The sequence below is a fragment of the Peribacillus sp. TH27 genome (genome assembly GCF_016650915.1).
Classification (GTDB): Bacteria; Bacillota; Bacilli; order Bacillales; family DSM-1321; genus Peribacillus; species Peribacillus butanolivorans.
This window is the reverse complement of sequence record NZ_JAEKEV010000002.1, coordinates 550,009-565,888: the sequence shown is the minus strand read 5'-3', so window position 1 is coordinate 565,888 and position 15,880 is coordinate 550,009. Positions and strand designations below refer to the sequence as shown.

Here is a 15,880-nt window from a genome sequence, read left to right as displayed (position 1 = left end):
TAGATTATTTTTTTACTTTAATCTATATAGAATAATCTTCTGTATCAATTGAAGAATATATCAATATATTCAAGGTTAATTAAAAATACAAAAACATATGTTAGGTTAGCTAACAAATTATATTGTCGAAATAAAAAAAACATGCTAGAATAAGAATATTCCGAAATATGAAACACTAATTCCGAATTTCGGGATTTGTGAAATTGAATGAAAGTGAAATACAGATTTTCTACATATTTATAAGTTTTAATTTTCGAAATTTCTGTAAATAGGAGGAGTGTTCAATGAATACAGTTGATTTGAATTGTGATTTAGGAGAGAGTTTTGGCACATATCGAATTGGGAATGATGAAGAGATTTTGGATTATGTAACATCTGTCAATGTTGCTTGTGGCTTTCATGCTGGTGATCCGACCGTGATGAGAAAAACGGTTCAACTTGCTTTAGAGAAAGATGTCAAAATTGGTGCCCACCCTGGATTACAAGATTTAATAGGTTTTGGCCGACGCAATATTAATATTTCTCCACAGGAAGCTTATGATATTGTTGTATATCAAATTGGTGCATTAAATGGCTTCTTGCAATCAGAAGGCGGGAGTATGCAACATGTTAAACCACATGGTGCTTTGTACAATATGGCGGCAAAGAATAAAGAGTTGTCTCTTGCCATTGCTGAAGCTGTATACAAAATTAATCCTGAGCTCATTTTATTTGGCTTGTCGGGAAGTGAACTAATAAGTGCTGGACAGACCATTGGATTACAAACTGCTAGTGAAGTGTTCGCGGATCGAACTTATCAGCAGGATGGTTCATTGACTTCTCGAATGGAAAAGTATGCATTGATAGAAAATGATGATGATGCTGTTGCACAAGTTATTCGAATGGTTAAAGAAGGAAAGGTTTTGTCACAGCAAGGAACTGATGTGACTTTAAAGGCAGATACAATTTGTATTCATGGGGACGGAGAACATGCTTTAACCTTTGCTCGTCATGTAAAAAAATCCTTAGAAATATCTGAAATTACAGTTAAGTCTATTTCTATATAAAATCATATCTAGGGGGTAGATTCCATTGGAGCCAATCAAAAATACAACAACTGACCAGAAAAAAAATCATTCTAAGCCAAAAACTAACCGGACATTATTGCTAGGTGCAGCATTTCTTATGGCAACATCAGCCATAGGACCAGGTTTTTTAATGCAGACAACTGTATATACCCAAAGTCTTGCAGCAAGTTTTGGGTTTGTTATTCTTATTTCAGTTATTCTTGATATTTTTGCACAAACAAATGTATGGCGCATTATTGCTGTATCTGAAAAACGAGGACAAGAGATTGCAAACATGGTTCTTCCGGGACTAGGTTATGTTCTAGCGGCACTCATAGTTATGGGGGGGCTAGCATTTAATATAGGGAACATCGCAGGAGCTGGACTTGGTCTAAATGCGATGACTGGAATTTCCCCAACTGTTGGGGCGGCAATTAGTGCCGTCATTGCAATATTAATTTTTGTTGTAAAAGAAGCAGGTAAAGCGATGGACCGTTTTACACAAATTGCCGGCGTGTTCATGATCTGTTTGATGGTGTACGTTGCTTGGACAACATCCCCTCCAGTTGGTGAAGCAGTAGTAAGGACATTTGTACCCGATAAGATTGATATTATCGCAATTGTTACTTTAGTTGGAGGATCTGTAGGTGGGTATATTACATTTGCTGGTGGGCATCGTCTATTGGATGCAGGCGTGAAAGGTGTCGGAGCACTGCCAGAAGTCACAAAGAGTTCAGTAATGGGTATTTTAATAACAACAGTTATGCGAATTGCTTTATTTTTAGCAGTTCTAGGTGTTGTATCTAAAGGCTTGCAAATTGATTCTGAAAACCCTGCAGCATCCGTTTTTCAACTTGCTGCTGGAAATGTTGGTTATAAAATCTTTGGTGTTGTTATGTGGGCTGCAGCAATCACATCAGTAGTTGGTGCTGCATATACTTCTGTTTCGTTTATCAGAACATTCAGTGAAAAAATAAATAAAAAGGCGAACTGGATTATTATTGCCTTTATAGTCGTTTCAACAATTTGCTTTTTGTTAATTGGCCAACCAGTTAAAGTACTACTTGTAGTGGGGGCAATTAATGGTCTGATTTTACCAATTGCACTTGGTACACTTTTAATTGCGGCATATAAGAAGAATATTGTGGGTGATTATAAACATCCTTTATGGTTAACGATATCAGGTGTATTTGTGGTAATTGTTATGGCGTTAATGGGTGGATATACATTAATTTCTCAACTACCATCACTATTTTAATAACTATAGATTCAATCTAATTATTACGACTAGCAGTTTGTGAAAAACTGCTAGTTACTTATAGGAGATGTATAATATGATTAATCTTTCGCAAGCAACCCCGGCTGAATTGCGCGCAATGATCCGCAACAATGAATTGATTAAACCGACTGCTGGAATGGCAAACGGCTATGCACAAGCAAACTTAGCCATCTTAAAAAAAGAGCATGCTTTTGATTTTTTATTATTTTGTCAGCGTAATCCTAAGTCTTGTCCACTTCTAGACGTAACAGAAATTGGTTCTCCTATTCCTAAATTTGCTGCTCAGTCTGGTGATATACGTACAGATATTCCAAAATATCGTATATATAAATATGGTGAATTAGTGGAAGAAGTAACGGATATTTCAGATTATTGGGAAGATGATATGGTTGGATTTTTAATCGGTTGCAGCTTTACATTTGAACATGCCCTTTTAAACAATGATATTTCCATTCGTCATATTGAAGAGGACTGTAATGTACCGATGTATAAAACGAATATTTCATGTATTGAAGCAGGGATATTTCACGGGAAAATGGTAGCAAGCATGCGTCCGATTCCTCAGCAAGATGTGGTGCGAGCGGCTCAAGTTACATCGCGTTTTCCTGCTGTTCATGGTGGTCCAATCCATATTGGAGATCCGGGGGCGATTGGTGTTTCTAACATACAGCAGCCTGATTTTGGTGATGCAGTAACGATTCGTGAAGGAGAAGTGCCAGTCTTCTGGGCTTGTGGAGTAACGCCTCAATCTATCGCAATGGAAACAAAACCGGCGATTATGATTACGCATGCACCAGGACATATGTTTATAACGGATATTCGTGATGAAAAATTAGGCGTTTTATAACTAACAGAAAGAGATGAGTTCTATGCCGGAAAAGCTTTTGAATAATACTACATGCGTACTGTCTCCCTTAGGCGATTCTGCAATCGTGATTACATTTGGGAATGAAATTAAATACGACATTCACAAAAAAATTAAAATGTTTATGGATTTGCTTGAAGATGAACCTTTTGTTGGATATATAGAATGTGTGCCGGCTTTTACAAATTTGACAGTTTTTTATGATCCTCTAGTTATCTATAAGAAACAAAAACAAAGCAATAACGATGAATTAATTTCTCCATATGAAGTGGTTCGTTCTATCCTGGAAATGAAACTACAGTGGTTAAAAGAAGATAAAAAGCTGACACATCGAACAGTTTCTATTCCTGTATGTTATGGGGATGAATATGGCCCGGATTTGGAATATGTAGCTCGTTATAATAATTTATCTACTGATGAAGTCATCCATATTCATTCAAACGGTGAGTACCTAGCCTATATGATTGGATTTGCACCAGGTTTTCCATTTCTCGGTGGACTATCAGAAAAAATTTCAACGCCTAGACGATCTTCTCCAAGAATGACCATACCAACAGGGGCAGTTGGAATTGCAGGTATGCAAACGGGTGTATATCCTATATCAACACCTGGAGGGTGGCAATTAATTGGACAAACGCCAACCAAACTATTTTTACCAAATGTAAATCCTCCAAGTTTATTACAAGCAGGAGACATTGTGAAATTCCATCCAATTTCTAATCAAGAGTATAAAGAAATTATTCTAAAGGAGGGGTTACAGTGAGCCTGCGTGTAATCAAGCCGGGATTATTAACTAGTATTCAGGATCTTGGAAGAAAAGGATTTCAGCAACATGGAGTGATTGTAAGCGGGGCAATGGATGCATATTCCCTACGAATTGCCAATATGTTAGTTGGCAATAAAGAAGGTGAAGCGGCCCTGGAAATTACGTTAATGGGTCCGACTCTTAAAATAGAAAAAAATTGCTTGATCGCGATAACAGGTGGAAATTTATCACCTACTATTGACAGTCAAGCTGTTCCAATGTGGAAGCCTGTTTATGTAAAAAAAGGCACGATTCTTCGATTCGCTGGATGTAAATCAGGTTGTAGGGCTTATTTGTCTGTAGCGGGAGGATACGCTATTTCTACAGTTATGAATAGTAAAAGTACATATTTAAGAGGGGAAATTGGCGGCTATAATGGAAGAGCATTAAAAGTAGATGATGTTGTGGATTTTAATGAAACTTCTACTATTCTAGATAACCGGAAGTTTAAGGAAGCGTTTACCGCTCCAAAGTGGTTTGTCAATGAAAAGGAGTTTATGCCAAGTCGCATGCCAGTTATTCGTTTCATAGATGGAAGCCAGTACGATTATTTTACGGCCTCTAGTAAAGTTAGTTTTACAGAGAATTTGTTTAAAGTTTCAAACCAATCTGATCGTATGGGCTATAGAATATCAGGCCCTTTGCTGGAGTTACAAGAAAAACGTGAGCTATTGTCTGAAGCAGTAACAAACGGGTCTGTTCAAGTTCCTCCTGATGGAAACCCTATCATTCTTCTTGCGGATAGCCAAACAACGGGAGGGTATCCTAAGATAGCTCAAGTGATAACTGCAGATTTACCATTAATTGCTCAGGTCAAACCAGGGGAAGCTATTCAATTTTCACGAGTATCCTTAAAAGAAGCTGAGCAGCTTTTTCTTCAAAAAGAACAACAATTAAATGAATTAAAGGTTTCAATTTCATTAGCTCTAAAAAAACAGCATATTATATAGTTATTTCACATCAAGAAGTAGCAAAAAGGAAGAGAGTACTCTTATTAAAAGGGCACTTTCTTTTTTTTGTTTATTCTCCGAAAACAGCCTAACATCAAGAAAAAATTCCATCAGTATTTCCTCCTATATAATATAAATTACAAAAAACTGGAAAATAGGAGGTTTGTAATAAAGTACAGGCAGTTCTGCACATCAGAGCTGTTTTTTTATTTTCAAAGATAGGGGAATTTTCCCCTTAGGATAGGGAAGTTCCCCGATATGGAAAAATCGGGGCACCTCTTACAATAAGGGTATGGTAATTGTTTGAATGAGGAGGAATAGTAATGCAGGCAAAAGTCGCAGCAAATCAAAAAACAGGAAAATCAATTGATAATGCATTTGCATCACATTTTGCTAAGTCTATGTTTCTAGCAGTTTGCGGACTTGTAACCTTATCGTTTTTTGGCACAAGAATGTTTACACACGTAGATTTAAACCTTTATGGCTATATGGTGGGGACGATTATTTTTATTGGGGGGTTCTTTTACAGGTATATCGCATGGGGAGAAAGGCCGCCAACAAAGATTTTTATAAAAAAAGGCATCAAACTTCTATTTAGAAAATCAACGCCTAAAACATCAGTTGAACATTTAGCAACATACAATTTCATCTGGAATAGGGGAATTTACCGATGGACTCAGCACATTCTAATCGGATGGGGATGTATTCTTTCCTGCTTCGTGACATTTCCTCTAGTATTTGGATGGATGTACTTCACCATGGACGAAAATGGCTACTACAACATTATCGCAATGGGGATCCGGGTAATAACAGTACCAGCTAATGGGATCATTGCGAACTTATCATATAACGCTCTGAACATTACAGCTGTGATGGTTATCGCCGGAGTATGCATGGCTCTATACCGCCGTTTGAAAAATATGCAGGCAAGAGCAGAACAAAAATTCATGTATGACTTTCTTCCATTATATATGCTGTTATTAGTTAGCATTACAGGCTTGTCACTAACGTTTATGAACATCTCTTTGCACGGTGCAGGTCAGCCAGCTATGTCCCTGATTCACCAGTGGTCAGTCATTATTACATTGATTTATCTTCCGTTCGGAAAACTTGCTCACATACCATTCCGCCCAATGAGTGTATTTGCAAGAAACTACAGAGAGCATTATGCGGAACAATCCATGAAAGGATGCAAAGTGTGTGGTGATGAGTTTGTTTCAACAGAACAATCAAAAGATGTCGTAGAGGTTCTCGGCGTGAACGATATCGAATTTCAAACGAAGGAAGGCCATCATCTCGCTGAAATGTGCCTACCTTGCCGAAGAAAATACCGGATTGCTCAATTTTCCGGTTTCCCTATCCATGAGCTAAAAGTTAAGGAGGCAAACCAGAATGCAAAGGGATAAGTTTTTTAAAGAAGTAGAGAATGTGATACACCCGAATGAAACATTGGTCAAAACGCATTGTGCATATTGTGGAATGCAGTGCGGAATGAATTTAAGGGTAAATAGAGCGACAAATAAAATCATTGGGGTTGAACCACGTTATGACTGGCCTGTAACGGTTGGAAAAATGTGTCCAAAAGGGGTTACAGCTTACCAGCAGACGAACCATGATGATCGTATTTTAAAACCGCTTATTCGTGATGATGCATCATTAAAGGGAACAAAGGAAGGCTTTCGTGAAGCAAGTTGGAATGAAGCATATGATTTAATCGTGAAAAAGTTCAGTGAGCTTCAAAATAAATATGGAAAAGATTCATTATCCGTTTTCAGCGGCGTATCAATGACAAATGAAAAATGCTATTTAACAGGGAAATTTGCACGTGTGGCTCTTGGAACGCGCTACATTGACTATAATGGCCGTTTCTGTATGTCTAGTGCGGCCGGGGGATTCCTTCGTTCTTTCGGCGTAGATAGAGGTTCAACATTACCCTGGACAGATATTCATGAAACGGATTGCTTATTTATTGCAGGAAGTAATACAGCAGAATGTCATCCAACTTCTATGTTCCGAGTCTGGAACGTTCAAGAAAGAGGCGGATACATTATCGTGGTGGATCCCCGCGAAACGCCAATTGCGAGAAGAGCAGATGTGCACCTTGACCTGAAACCGGGAACGGATCTTGCCCTTGCTAATGGAATCTTAAATTTATTAATTCAAAAGGGTTATGCTGACAAAGAGTTTATTAATAATCATACAAACGGATTTGAAGAAACAAAAGAGCTTGTAAAAGAATTTACACCGGAATATACGAGTGAGCTTACAGGTGTGGCACCGGAAAAAATCATTCGCGCAGCAGAGATTTATGGAAAAGCACCGAATGCAGTTGTCATGTTTGCCCGTGGAATTGAACAGCAGCATAAGGGTGTTGACAATGTATCTGGATATACAAACATGGCGCTTGTAACGGGTAAGATTGGCCGTCCGAAGTCTGGTGTAGCAACATTCACAGGTCAAGGAAACGGACAGGGTGGACGAGAGCATGGTCAGAAAGCGGATTTATTGCCAGGATACCGAAAAATTACAAATCCTAAACATGTAGAAGAAGTTTGTAAAGTATGGAAAATCACTCCGGAAGAAATGCCTCAGCCGGGTGTTTCTGCTTATGAAATGTTTGAACTAATGGAACAAAAAACGATCCGCGGATTGTATCTGCTATGTTCTAATCCTGCAGTATCCGCGCCGAATTTAAATTTCGTCAGAAGCGCGATGAAAAACCTGGATTTTATGTTGTGTTCGGATTTCTATCTTTCTGAATCAGCAGAGTTTGCGGATGTGATCCTGCCGTCTGTAACGTGGTCAGAAGATGAAGGGACAGTTACAAACCTGGAAGGAAGAATTATTAAGATAAATAAGGCACAAGAACCAATCGGTGAATCTAAGCCCGATTGGCAAATACAAGTAGAGCTTGCAGAACGTCTCGGAAGAGGAAAATATTTTTCAAATTTGAAAACAGCAAAAGATATAGCTGATGAATTCAGACTGGCTAGTAAAGGCGGATATGCCGATTATTATGGAGCTACATGGGATAAAATCGACAAACAGGACGGTGTATTTTGGCCTTGCAAGGATGAAAATGATAAGGGAACGCCGCATATGTTCCTGGATAAAAAATTCTATCACGCAGACGGCAAAGCGAAAATTTGTGCGCTTCCTTACCGCCCTCCTGCTGAAGAGCCAGATGAAAAATATCCGCTTCGTTTAACAACTGGACGTGTCGTTTACCACTACTTATCAGGGAACCAGACGAGAAGAATCCAGTTCCTGCGTGATATGTGTCCGGAGCCATACGTCGAAGTACATCCGGAAACAGCAAAAATATATAATATGGAACATGAAGAAAGAATCCGCCTATTTACCCGAAGAGGTGAGGCAATCTATAAAGTGAAAATTACAGAAGCAATTCGTAAAGATACTGTATTTGTTCCGTACCACTTTGGTCACGAGCAATCTATCAATCTATTAACCATTGCAGCACTGGATCCGATTTCCCGTATGCCGGAATATAAGGCATGTGCTGCTCAATTGGAAAAAGTAGAAATAAAGAAGGTGCAATAAATGGAAAAGAGGCTGTACTTAGAAGTTGAAAACTGTATAGGATGCCGTTCATGCCTTGCAGCATGTACACAATGCGGAGGGCATGAAGAGCGGAACAGAAACTACGTTTACGATGTAAACCCTATGGTTAATCGGCAAACCATGCCTCTTATGTGCCTTCATTGTGTGAATCCAGCCTGTGCAAGAAGCTGTCCAGCCCAGGCAATCCAAATCCATGAAACAGGGGCCGTATTATCAGCTCTCGTTGAAAAATGTATCGGCTGCCAAAACTGTACGATTGCTTGTCCATACGGAATACCAAAATTTGATACTGAACAAAACTTAATGTACAAATGCGATTTATGTATCGACCGGACAAAAGACAGTATCCCGCCAATGTGTGCAAGTGTTTGCCCGTCTAATACACTTCAATGGCTAACAGATGAAGAAATTGAAAATAAGAAAAAACAATTTAATCTAGATAATGGAAAATGGGTGACTAGCATACCGTATCTTGAAGGTGAAACGAACGTTAAAGTAAATTTGCCTGGTATTTTACAGGGGATAACAAAGCTATTTTAGGAGGGATTAAGGTGCCGTCAGATAAAAATAATAAAATTCCCTTTAATGAAGATAATTACACTCATAATATTGAACGGAATAATGAAAGAAAGCTTGACAGACGTGGGTTCATGAAAACATTAGTGGGGGCTGCTGGCGTATTCGCAATTTCCTCCCTTCCTTGGGGGGCGGTAGCGGCTAAAGAATTGCTGGGGCTTGGGGAAAAGGAGTATCCTCACAAAAAAATCACAGATGTAAGCAAACTTGCAATTGGTGACGCATTAGAGTTTAAATTTCCAGGTGATCATGATGATGCTCTTTTGATCAGATTGTCAGAAAAGAAATACGTAGCTTACCAAAATGCATGCACACATCTTCGCTGTCCGGTTTTCTGGGTGAAGGAAGAAGGAGAGATGATTTGTCCTTGTCATCATGGAAAATTTGATGTTGAAACAGGTGCTCCAACTGCCGGTCCGCCAAGAAGGCCGCTGCCTGAGATTCAGGTGAAAGTTGAAAATGGCGCGGTATACGCAGTAAGGGTGAAGCGTTATGAGGCTTAAGTTTATTGGTGTCGCGTGCGCTTTGTGCCTTCTTTATGATGAATATTGTATTTACCCAATTTATGGTTCACCAATATTATTATGAAAATTATGTAAATGTATTAATATTTGGGGGATTAAACATTGTGGTGTTTCCCTTAGCGTTATTTACTTATAAAAAAACGAAAAATGAAAAGGCGTGAATCAAATGAACAGTGAAACATACCTTGATTTTTGTTTTATAAAAGAAGCATCTGGAAATTTTGCTACTGAAATCGATAAGCTCCTTTCAGACCTTTTTAAAGATGTCCGTCTTAACTGGTATTTAGATGAAAAGTCAATAGATGGGGTTGATATTGTAGTTGCCGAAGTAAAGGGAATGAGCAGATGGGAGTCTGAAGAGGAAACAATGGAATTTATCGAGAATTATGCAAAAGATACATTCTGGAAATATTTGCAGGGTTATCAGATGAATGTTTACATGGCAAAGAGAGGGTGCAATACCTGTGGAACAAATTAATGTAGAAGATATACAACCATTAGTATCGGAAAAAGCAAGAGTAGCCATCTTCGATGATCATGGCCAGGATAAAGCTCCTTTCGTTTCTATAACGATTGTTAAGGTGGAGCTTTGTCCTGACAAAACACATCTGCGTATTTATTTTGACGACATTAACTTTTTCGCTGTCCCATTGATATCCAATGTGACTAAAAATGAAAATGAGTGGTCAGCTTTTGATGAAAATTCGGGTTTACAATATATAATTAGAAGAGAGAGTGGTCAGGATGTTTAGAAAAATTCAGCTTCCATTACAAACCTTAAATCTCGTTGTAGGATTTATGGTGTGGGTATTAATTTCTTCCCTGCTGCCTTTTATTAAAGAAGATATCGCTATACAGGATGGTCAGCTTGCACTGGTAACAGCTGTTCCTGTTATTTTAGGATCTATTCTTCGCATTCCCCTTGGCTTTTACGCCAATCAGTTCGGGGCTAGGAAAATTTTCCTGATTAGCTTTATATTGCTGTTATTCCCTGTTTATTATATCAGTATCGCGGACTCTCTTGCTGATTTGTTGATTGGAGGGCTTTTTCTTGGTATTGGGGGAGCCGTATTCTCTGTAGGAGTAACCTCTTTACCAAAGTATTATCCTAAGGAACGCCATGGCTTTATAAACGGAATTTACGGTGCAGGAAACCTTGGAACGGCTATATCAGCGTTTGCAGCCCCTGTTGTAGCTACGAAGTTTGGCTGGTCTACAACCGTGCAGCTTTACCTTGTAATTTTGGCAGTCTTTATTGCAGGTAACTTCCTATTAGGAGATAAAAGGGAACTGAGAGTTAAAACACCGCTTTTAGAACAAATTAAGGGTGTCTACAAAAATGAAAAACTATGGCTGCTAAGCTTATTTTACTTTATAACATTCGGTTCTTTTGTTGCATTTACTATTTACCTGCCAAACTTTCTTGTAGCGAACTTTGGATTAGATAAAGTTGATGCCGGTATAAGGACAGCAGGCTTTATTGTCCTTGCTACTCTTATGAGACCAATTGGCGGGTGGCTTGCCGACCGCTTCCATTCTCTTATTCTGCTCATGTTTGTTTTTGGAGTTTATACGATTTCAGCAATGATCCTATCCTTTGCTCCTTCAATTAGCTGGTACACATTTGGCTGTTTAAGTATTGCTCTATGTGCTGGAATGGGAAATGGTGTTATTTTTAAGCTAGTGCCGATGTATTTCCAAAAACAGGCTGGTATTGTGAATGGAATTGTGTCCGCAATGGGCGGTTTGGGAGGATTTTTCCCGCCGTTAATTCTATCCTTGTTATTCAATATCACAGGCCATTATGCAATCGGGTTCATGGCATTGTCAGAAGTTGCTCTTGCAAGTTTGATTTTAGTCGTCTGGATGTATTTCCAAGGTAAAATGGAGCTTGCCAAAGAAGTTATTGACCATACAATAGAAGGCATTTTGATCACCGATACCAGTGGTAAAATCATTTCAGTAAACCCTGCGTTTACAAGTATTACGGGCTATCAGGAAAATGAAGTAATTGGAAAGAATCCTAGTATACTTAAGTCAGGTAAACAGCCTCAAACTTTTTATAAGGATTTATGGAAATCTATTGAAAAAAATGGTTTCTGGCAAGGTGAAATCTTGAATAGCCGTAAGGATGGACAACAATATCTACAATGGCTGACAATTAGTGCAATAAAGAATAATGCTGGGGATGTTGTTCAATATGCCGGGATGTTTAGTGACATTTCAAGTAATAAAATGAAAAAATCATAAAAAATCAATGTAAATCATTGAATCCCAGTTTTGAAGCGGAGTTTTCGACGTACAAGAAGTACTAGTGCAAACTTTCCCTAAGGACAGAAACTCTTCATCAGCTTTTACATCGCTCGACCGAAAGCGTAACTTTTGGGAGGACGTCTCGTATTAGTCGGCCTGCCCGATAATTTGCGACAAACGATTAAGGAGGGTGGGAATGAATACTCAGCCACTCAAAAAAAACATCAGTTCTTATATTATTCAAACTCATGAAGAAGAGATTAAACGAATTGCAATGGAGCTTCATGAAGGCGTGGGACAGTCCCTCTACAGTCTTTTTACAGGTATGCAGCTCATTGAAAAGGCAATCGAACAGCCTGCCATGAAAAGCTATGCAGGTGATATGAGCCAGCTATTGGAAAAGACAATTCAAGAAATCAGGCTCTTGGCTGTAGAATTGCATCCTCCTACCCTTACAACTCTGGGGCTAATTTCTGCTATGAAAAGCTATATAAAATTATACACTTCAACATATGGCATTGAAGTTGAGGTAGAGAATCTGGGTGTTGAATCGCAAATCTCTGATAGAGATAGCATTACACTTTTCAGAGTCTGCCAGGAAGCATTAGTGAATATAGCAAGGTATGCTGATACGATGAAGGCAAGTATAATATTCAAATGGAAAAAAAGCAGGTTATTGATTATGATTAAAGATTCAGGAAAAGGGTTTGAGGTGGAAACGGCTATGAATAAGTCGAGCGGGCTTGCAGCCATGAGTGAAAGAATGCATTTGATTGGCGGAGAATGTACCATATTTTCAAAAATAGATAAAGGGACTTCTATAGAGATTTCTCTTCCATTATATTAAAATGGACTAAACAGGGGGTTTGCTAATTGAGCAATCCCCGTTGTTGTTTCAAATTCATTTATAACAATACATATACGAACAAAGCTAAGGGGGAACAGCTTTGATAAAAATTTTGCTTTGCGATGATCACGCCGTTGTAAGAATGGGCTTAAAGATGCTATTAAATAATCATTCTGATATGGAAGTGATAGGGGAAGCTTCCGAGGGGAACGAAGGAATACAGCAAGCACTAGAGCTCCAGCCAAATGTGGTAGTCATGGATTTAAGCATGCCTCATGGGAAAGATGGCTTATCAGCAACTTCAGAACTGAAAAAACTAATGCCTGAAGTAGCCATATTAATACTTACTATGCATGATGATGAAGAATATTTGTTCAGAGCTATTCAAGCGGGTGCTTCAGGCTGTATTTTAAAAACTGCACCACATGAAGAATTATTGGTAGCTATTCGCTCTGTTTCGACCGGAAATGCTTACCTTCATCCATCTGCAACTAAAAGGTTAATGGAAGTATACATAGGCAGTGTGAAGCAGGGGACCTCTGATACTTTCAATCTGCTTTCGGACCGTGAAAAAGAGGTCCTGACCTTGATTGCGAAAGGATTTTCCAATAAAGAAATTGCCGGACAGCTTGTTATAAGTGTGAAAACGGTTGAAACCCATAAAGGAAACCTGATGGAGAAGCTTCAGATGAAAACAAGACCTGAACTTGTTGCATTTGCTTTAAAAAAGGGGTTATTAGGGTATGGAATTTAACGTGTGCAATAAATCGAGAAAAGATCAACCATTTAAACAAGCGTGTGAACAAGTATTAGAAGAATTGAACTGTGATTTTGTTGGACTGGCTTTACAAAACAGCATCGGTCCAGACGTAAGCTGGCATTATGCCGCCGGGAACAGAAATGATAAATACAAAAGAATAACAGTTCGATATGGAAAAGGGATAGCAGGTAAGGTAATATCAACAGGCAGACCGATGGGAATTGAAGATTTTCCTAATAATATTCTGGGCAAAGCACTAGAATATCCTATCATGCTCGCGGAAAATCTCAGCTACGCTTTCGCAGTTCCAATTCAATTTAAAGGTGTTCTCAAAGGTGTATTATTAGTAGGTAATAGAACAAAACAGCCTATTTCTGAAAGTGACCAGCATACGATCCTTGATGCAGCGAAAAGATTGGAAAAGGAATTAAACAGCTCAATTTAACGGCAACAGGAGGACTATGTATGGACTGGAATAATCATTTGGAAATGGAAAAAGAGAATTCTTTTGGGTCCAGCGAAGCGACAATTCTCGTTAATGAATCAGGCGTCATCTCATTTGCGAATCAACAGGTATATGAAAATTTTGGCTATTTAAATCATGAATTAATAGGAGAAAAGCTTTTGAATCTTATGCCAGGAGCAAATCTTCAGGCCAGTGGGGAAGGGGAAATAATCCACCAGTTCGGAATCCACAGGGATGGACATACTTTTTCACTTTTTTTCAGGGTAAATGCCTTTTCGCTTGAAAAAGAGGTCTATTACTTAGTCGTGTTCCATAAAGTGAAAGACCAATCACGACTTAATCAACAGCAAACCTATCCCATAAATGAGCTGGTTGATTTAATGTACGCACTCGATGAATCAACGATTGTCGCTTTTACAGATGAAAAAGGCAAGATACAATCCATAAACAAGAAATTTTGTGCTGTATCCCAATATTCAGCAGCAGAACTTATAGGGAAGGATCATCGAATTATCCATTCAGGTTATCATTCAAAGGAATTTATGCAAAATCTTTGGATAACAATCTCGACAGGAAGTGTATGGAGGGGCGAAATTAAGAACAGAGCAAAGGATGGAACCTATTATTGGGTAGATACCACAATTGTCCCTTTCTTAAATGAAATAGGGAGCCCTTATAAATACCTGGCAATTCGGAAGGAAATTACCGAATATAAACGAGTTGTAGAGGAACTGAAAAAGTCCGTAAATAAACTTGTCGATTTTCAATTTGCTTTGGATGCTTCATCAATTGTAGCTATAACCGATCAAAGAGGGACCATCAAATTTGTTAATGATCAATTTTGCCGGATTTCGGAGTTTTCAAAGGAAGAGCTGATTGGACAGAATCATCGAATTATTAACTCGGGATTTCATTCTAGAGAATTTTTCAATGATCTTTGGAGAACAATTTCATCGGGGAAAGTATGGAAAGGTGAGATTAAAAATAAGACCAAGGGTGGAACCTATTATTGGGTAGATACGACTATAGTTCCGTTTCTTGATGAGCACAATAAACCATACCAGTATTTAGCGATTCGCTATGAAGTGACCAAGAGGAAGATTGCGGAAGAAGAGATTCAGAAAATGACGGGAAAAATCATTGATGTTCAGGAAGATGAAAGGAAACGCCTTTCTCGAGAGCTTCACGATGGTATCGGACAAAACTTATACAGCCATCTCATCACGATTAACAGGCTGCAGACAGAAATGAGTCATCCTCTTTTAGATCAGATGCGAGATGAAGCAACTGAAATTATCGAAGAACTCCGACACCTATCATGGGAACTGCGGCCATCAGTACTTGATGATCTTGGTTTGTTCCCAGCCATTCGCTCTTATTTGGTCCGGTTTTCAGAGCATCACCATATCAAGATCCATTTTGACTGCTATTTAAATTGCCGTCTGAATACAAACAAAGAAATTACCATTTACCGTGTAATCCAAGAAGCATTAACGAATATTCGTAAATATGCTCAAACCGAAGAAGCAACAGTGACGATTCGGGAAATAGATGACGAAATTCGTGTGGTTATAGAGGATAAAGGAAAGGGATTTGATTTAGAAAAGGTTACCCGTGGAGTAGGCATATTCAGTATGGAAGAGAGAGCCAAAGCTGCCGGTGGAAACCTTTCCCTTCATTCTGTTGAGGAGAAAGGGACAAAAGTATTTTTGGAAATACCTTTGTAAAGAAATTTTTTTTGTAACGATCAGGTAAATTTAGCTCCCAAGGAATTCCTGATAGCTTTACGCATTAAGATAATATTCCCATTAAAGATCCTCTAAGGGGTCTGTTAAGCTTATAACCCATGGCGAAAGCTTCCAATTTACAAGCAAACAAAAGTTGAAAGTTATGAAGAAAACCGCTACGAAGCTAATATGAATATGTG

At 38.6% G+C, this 15,880-nt stretch carries 16 protein-coding genes; all 16 read left to right on the top strand.

Annotation, left to right across the window (positions count from 1 at the left end; all coding sequences use genetic code 11):
• The first annotated feature begins 284 nt into the window (after positions 1-284).
• The 16 genes from pxpA (at position 285) to JFU24_RS04140 (ending at position 15,680) form a co-directional block, all read left to right on the top strand.
• Positions 285-1,046 carry a 5-oxoprolinase subunit PxpA gene (pxpA, locus tag JFU24_RS04215; RefSeq protein WP_201180862.1) on the top strand — a complete coding sequence of 254 codons (762 nt, stop codon included), beginning with the start codon at positions 285-287 and terminating at the stop codon, positions 1,044-1,046.
• Positions 1,047-1,164: 118 nt separating this feature from the next.
• A complete protein-coding gene (locus tag JFU24_RS04210) occupies positions 1,165-2,304 on the top strand; it encodes an NRAMP family divalent metal transporter (protein WP_201183296.1) in 1,140 nt (379 codons plus the stop codon).
• Between the two features lie 76 nt (positions 2,305-2,380).
• A complete protein-coding gene (locus tag JFU24_RS04205; protein ID WP_201180861.1) occupies positions 2,381-3,172 on the top strand; it encodes a putative hydro-lyase in 792 nt (263 codons plus the stop codon).
• 13 nt (positions 3,173-3,185) lie between these two features.
• Positions 3,186-3,953, top strand: a complete 768-nt coding sequence (gene pxpB / locus JFU24_RS04200; protein ID WP_397443429.1) for a 5-oxoprolinase subunit PxpB — start codon at positions 3,186-3,188, stop codon at positions 3,951-3,953.
• The gene (locus JFU24_RS04195; protein WP_201249547.1) at positions 3,950-4,945 is read left to right on the top strand and encodes a 5-oxoprolinase subunit C family protein; all 996 of its coding nucleotides are present in this window, start codon (positions 3,950-3,952) and stop codon (positions 4,943-4,945) included. Before pxpB ends, JFU24_RS04195 begins: the two co-directional genes overlap by 4 nt.
• A 323-nt stretch (positions 4,946-5,268) precedes the next feature.
• The gene (locus tag JFU24_RS04190; protein WP_201249546.1) at positions 5,269-6,351 is read left to right on the top strand and encodes a hypothetical protein; all 1,083 of its coding nucleotides are present in this window, start codon (positions 5,269-5,271) and stop codon (positions 6,349-6,351) included.
• Positions 6,338-8,506 carry a molybdopterin oxidoreductase family protein gene (locus JFU24_RS04185; protein WP_201180853.1) on the top strand — a complete coding sequence of 723 codons (2,169 nt, stop codon included), beginning with the start codon at positions 6,338-6,340 and terminating at the stop codon, positions 8,504-8,506. Before JFU24_RS04190 ends, JFU24_RS04185 begins: the two co-directional genes overlap by 14 nt.
• Positions 8,507-9,067, top strand: coding sequence for a 4Fe-4S dicluster domain-containing protein (locus JFU24_RS04180; protein ID WP_201249545.1), 561 nt, complete (start codon positions 8,507-8,509; stop codon positions 9,065-9,067).
• A gap of 11 nt (positions 9,068-9,078) precedes the next feature.
• Positions 9,079-9,606 (top strand): Rieske (2Fe-2S) protein, encoded by a 528-nt coding sequence (locus JFU24_RS04175; RefSeq protein WP_056527086.1) that lies wholly within the window; start codon positions 9,079-9,081, stop codon positions 9,604-9,606.
• Positions 9,607-9,793: 187 nt separating this feature from the next.
• The gene (locus JFU24_RS04170) at positions 9,794-10,105 is read left to right on the top strand and encodes a hypothetical protein (protein ID WP_201180847.1); all 312 of its coding nucleotides are present in this window, start codon (positions 9,794-9,796) and stop codon (positions 10,103-10,105) included.
• Positions 10,092-10,379 carry a hypothetical protein gene (locus JFU24_RS04165; RefSeq protein WP_201180846.1) on the top strand — a complete coding sequence of 96 codons (288 nt, stop codon included), beginning with the start codon at positions 10,092-10,094 and terminating at the stop codon, positions 10,377-10,379. Before JFU24_RS04170 ends, JFU24_RS04165 begins: the two co-directional genes overlap by 14 nt.
• Positions 10,372-11,877 (top strand): nitrate/nitrite transporter, encoded by a 1,506-nt coding sequence (locus JFU24_RS04160; RefSeq protein WP_201224733.1) that lies wholly within the window; start codon positions 10,372-10,374, stop codon positions 11,875-11,877. The genes JFU24_RS04165 and JFU24_RS04160 overlap by 8 nt, the downstream gene beginning before the upstream one ends.
• 199 nt (positions 11,878-12,076) lie before the next feature.
• Positions 12,077-12,727: a sensor histidine kinase gene (locus JFU24_RS04155; RefSeq protein WP_201180841.1), complete on the top strand. Its 651-nt coding sequence runs from the start codon at positions 12,077-12,079 to the stop codon at positions 12,725-12,727.
• A gap of 100 nt (positions 12,728-12,827) precedes the next feature.
• On the top strand, positions 12,828-13,481 hold the full coding sequence (locus JFU24_RS04150) for a response regulator (protein ID WP_207196336.1): 654 nt from the start codon (positions 12,828-12,830) through the stop codon (positions 13,479-13,481).
• On the top strand, positions 13,471-13,932 hold the full coding sequence (locus JFU24_RS04145; RefSeq protein ID WP_201180839.1) for a GAF domain-containing protein: 462 nt from the start codon (positions 13,471-13,473) through the stop codon (positions 13,930-13,932). Before JFU24_RS04150 ends, JFU24_RS04145 begins: the two co-directional genes overlap by 11 nt.
• A gap of 20 nt (positions 13,933-13,952) precedes the next feature.
• Positions 13,953-15,680 (top strand): sensor histidine kinase, encoded by a 1,728-nt coding sequence (locus JFU24_RS04140; protein ID WP_201249544.1) that lies wholly within the window; start codon positions 13,953-13,955, stop codon positions 15,678-15,680.
• The last annotated feature ends 200 nt before the right edge of the window (positions 15,681-15,880 follow it).

Coding starts and splice junctions, on each gene's coding strand:
- JFU24_RS04140 (WP_201249544.1), top strand. CDS start 13,953: ATGGACTGGAATAATCATTTGGAAATGGAAAAAGAGAATTCTTTTGGG.
- JFU24_RS04155 (WP_201180841.1), top strand. CDS start 12,077: ATGAATACTCAGCCACTCAAAAAAAACATCAGTTCTTATATTATTCAA.
- pxpA (WP_201180862.1), top strand. CDS start 285: ATGAATACAGTTGATTTGAATTGTGATTTAGGAGAGAGTTTTGGCACA.
- JFU24_RS04170 (WP_201180847.1), top strand. CDS start 9,794: ATGAACAGTGAAACATACCTTGATTTTTGTTTTATAAAAGAAGCATCT.
- JFU24_RS04180 (WP_201249545.1), top strand. CDS start 8,507: ATGGAAAAGAGGCTGTACTTAGAAGTTGAAAACTGTATAGGATGCCGT.
- pxpB (WP_397443429.1), top strand. CDS start 3,186: ATGAGTTCTATGCCGGAAAAGCTTTTGAATAATACTACATGCGTACTG.
- JFU24_RS04185 (WP_201180853.1), top strand. CDS start 6,338: ATGCAAAGGGATAAGTTTTTTAAAGAAGTAGAGAATGTGATACACCCG.
- JFU24_RS04145 (WP_201180839.1), top strand. CDS start 13,471: ATGGAATTTAACGTGTGCAATAAATCGAGAAAAGATCAACCATTTAAA.
- JFU24_RS04210 (WP_201183296.1), top strand. CDS start 1,165: ATGGCAACATCAGCCATAGGACCAGGTTTTTTAATGCAGACAACTGTA.
- JFU24_RS04190 (WP_201249546.1), top strand. CDS start 5,269: ATGCAGGCAAAAGTCGCAGCAAATCAAAAAACAGGAAAATCAATTGAT.
- JFU24_RS04160 (WP_201224733.1), top strand. CDS start 10,372: ATGTTTAGAAAAATTCAGCTTCCATTACAAACCTTAAATCTCGTTGTA.
- JFU24_RS04205 (WP_201180861.1), top strand. CDS start 2,381: ATGATTAATCTTTCGCAAGCAACCCCGGCTGAATTGCGCGCAATGATC.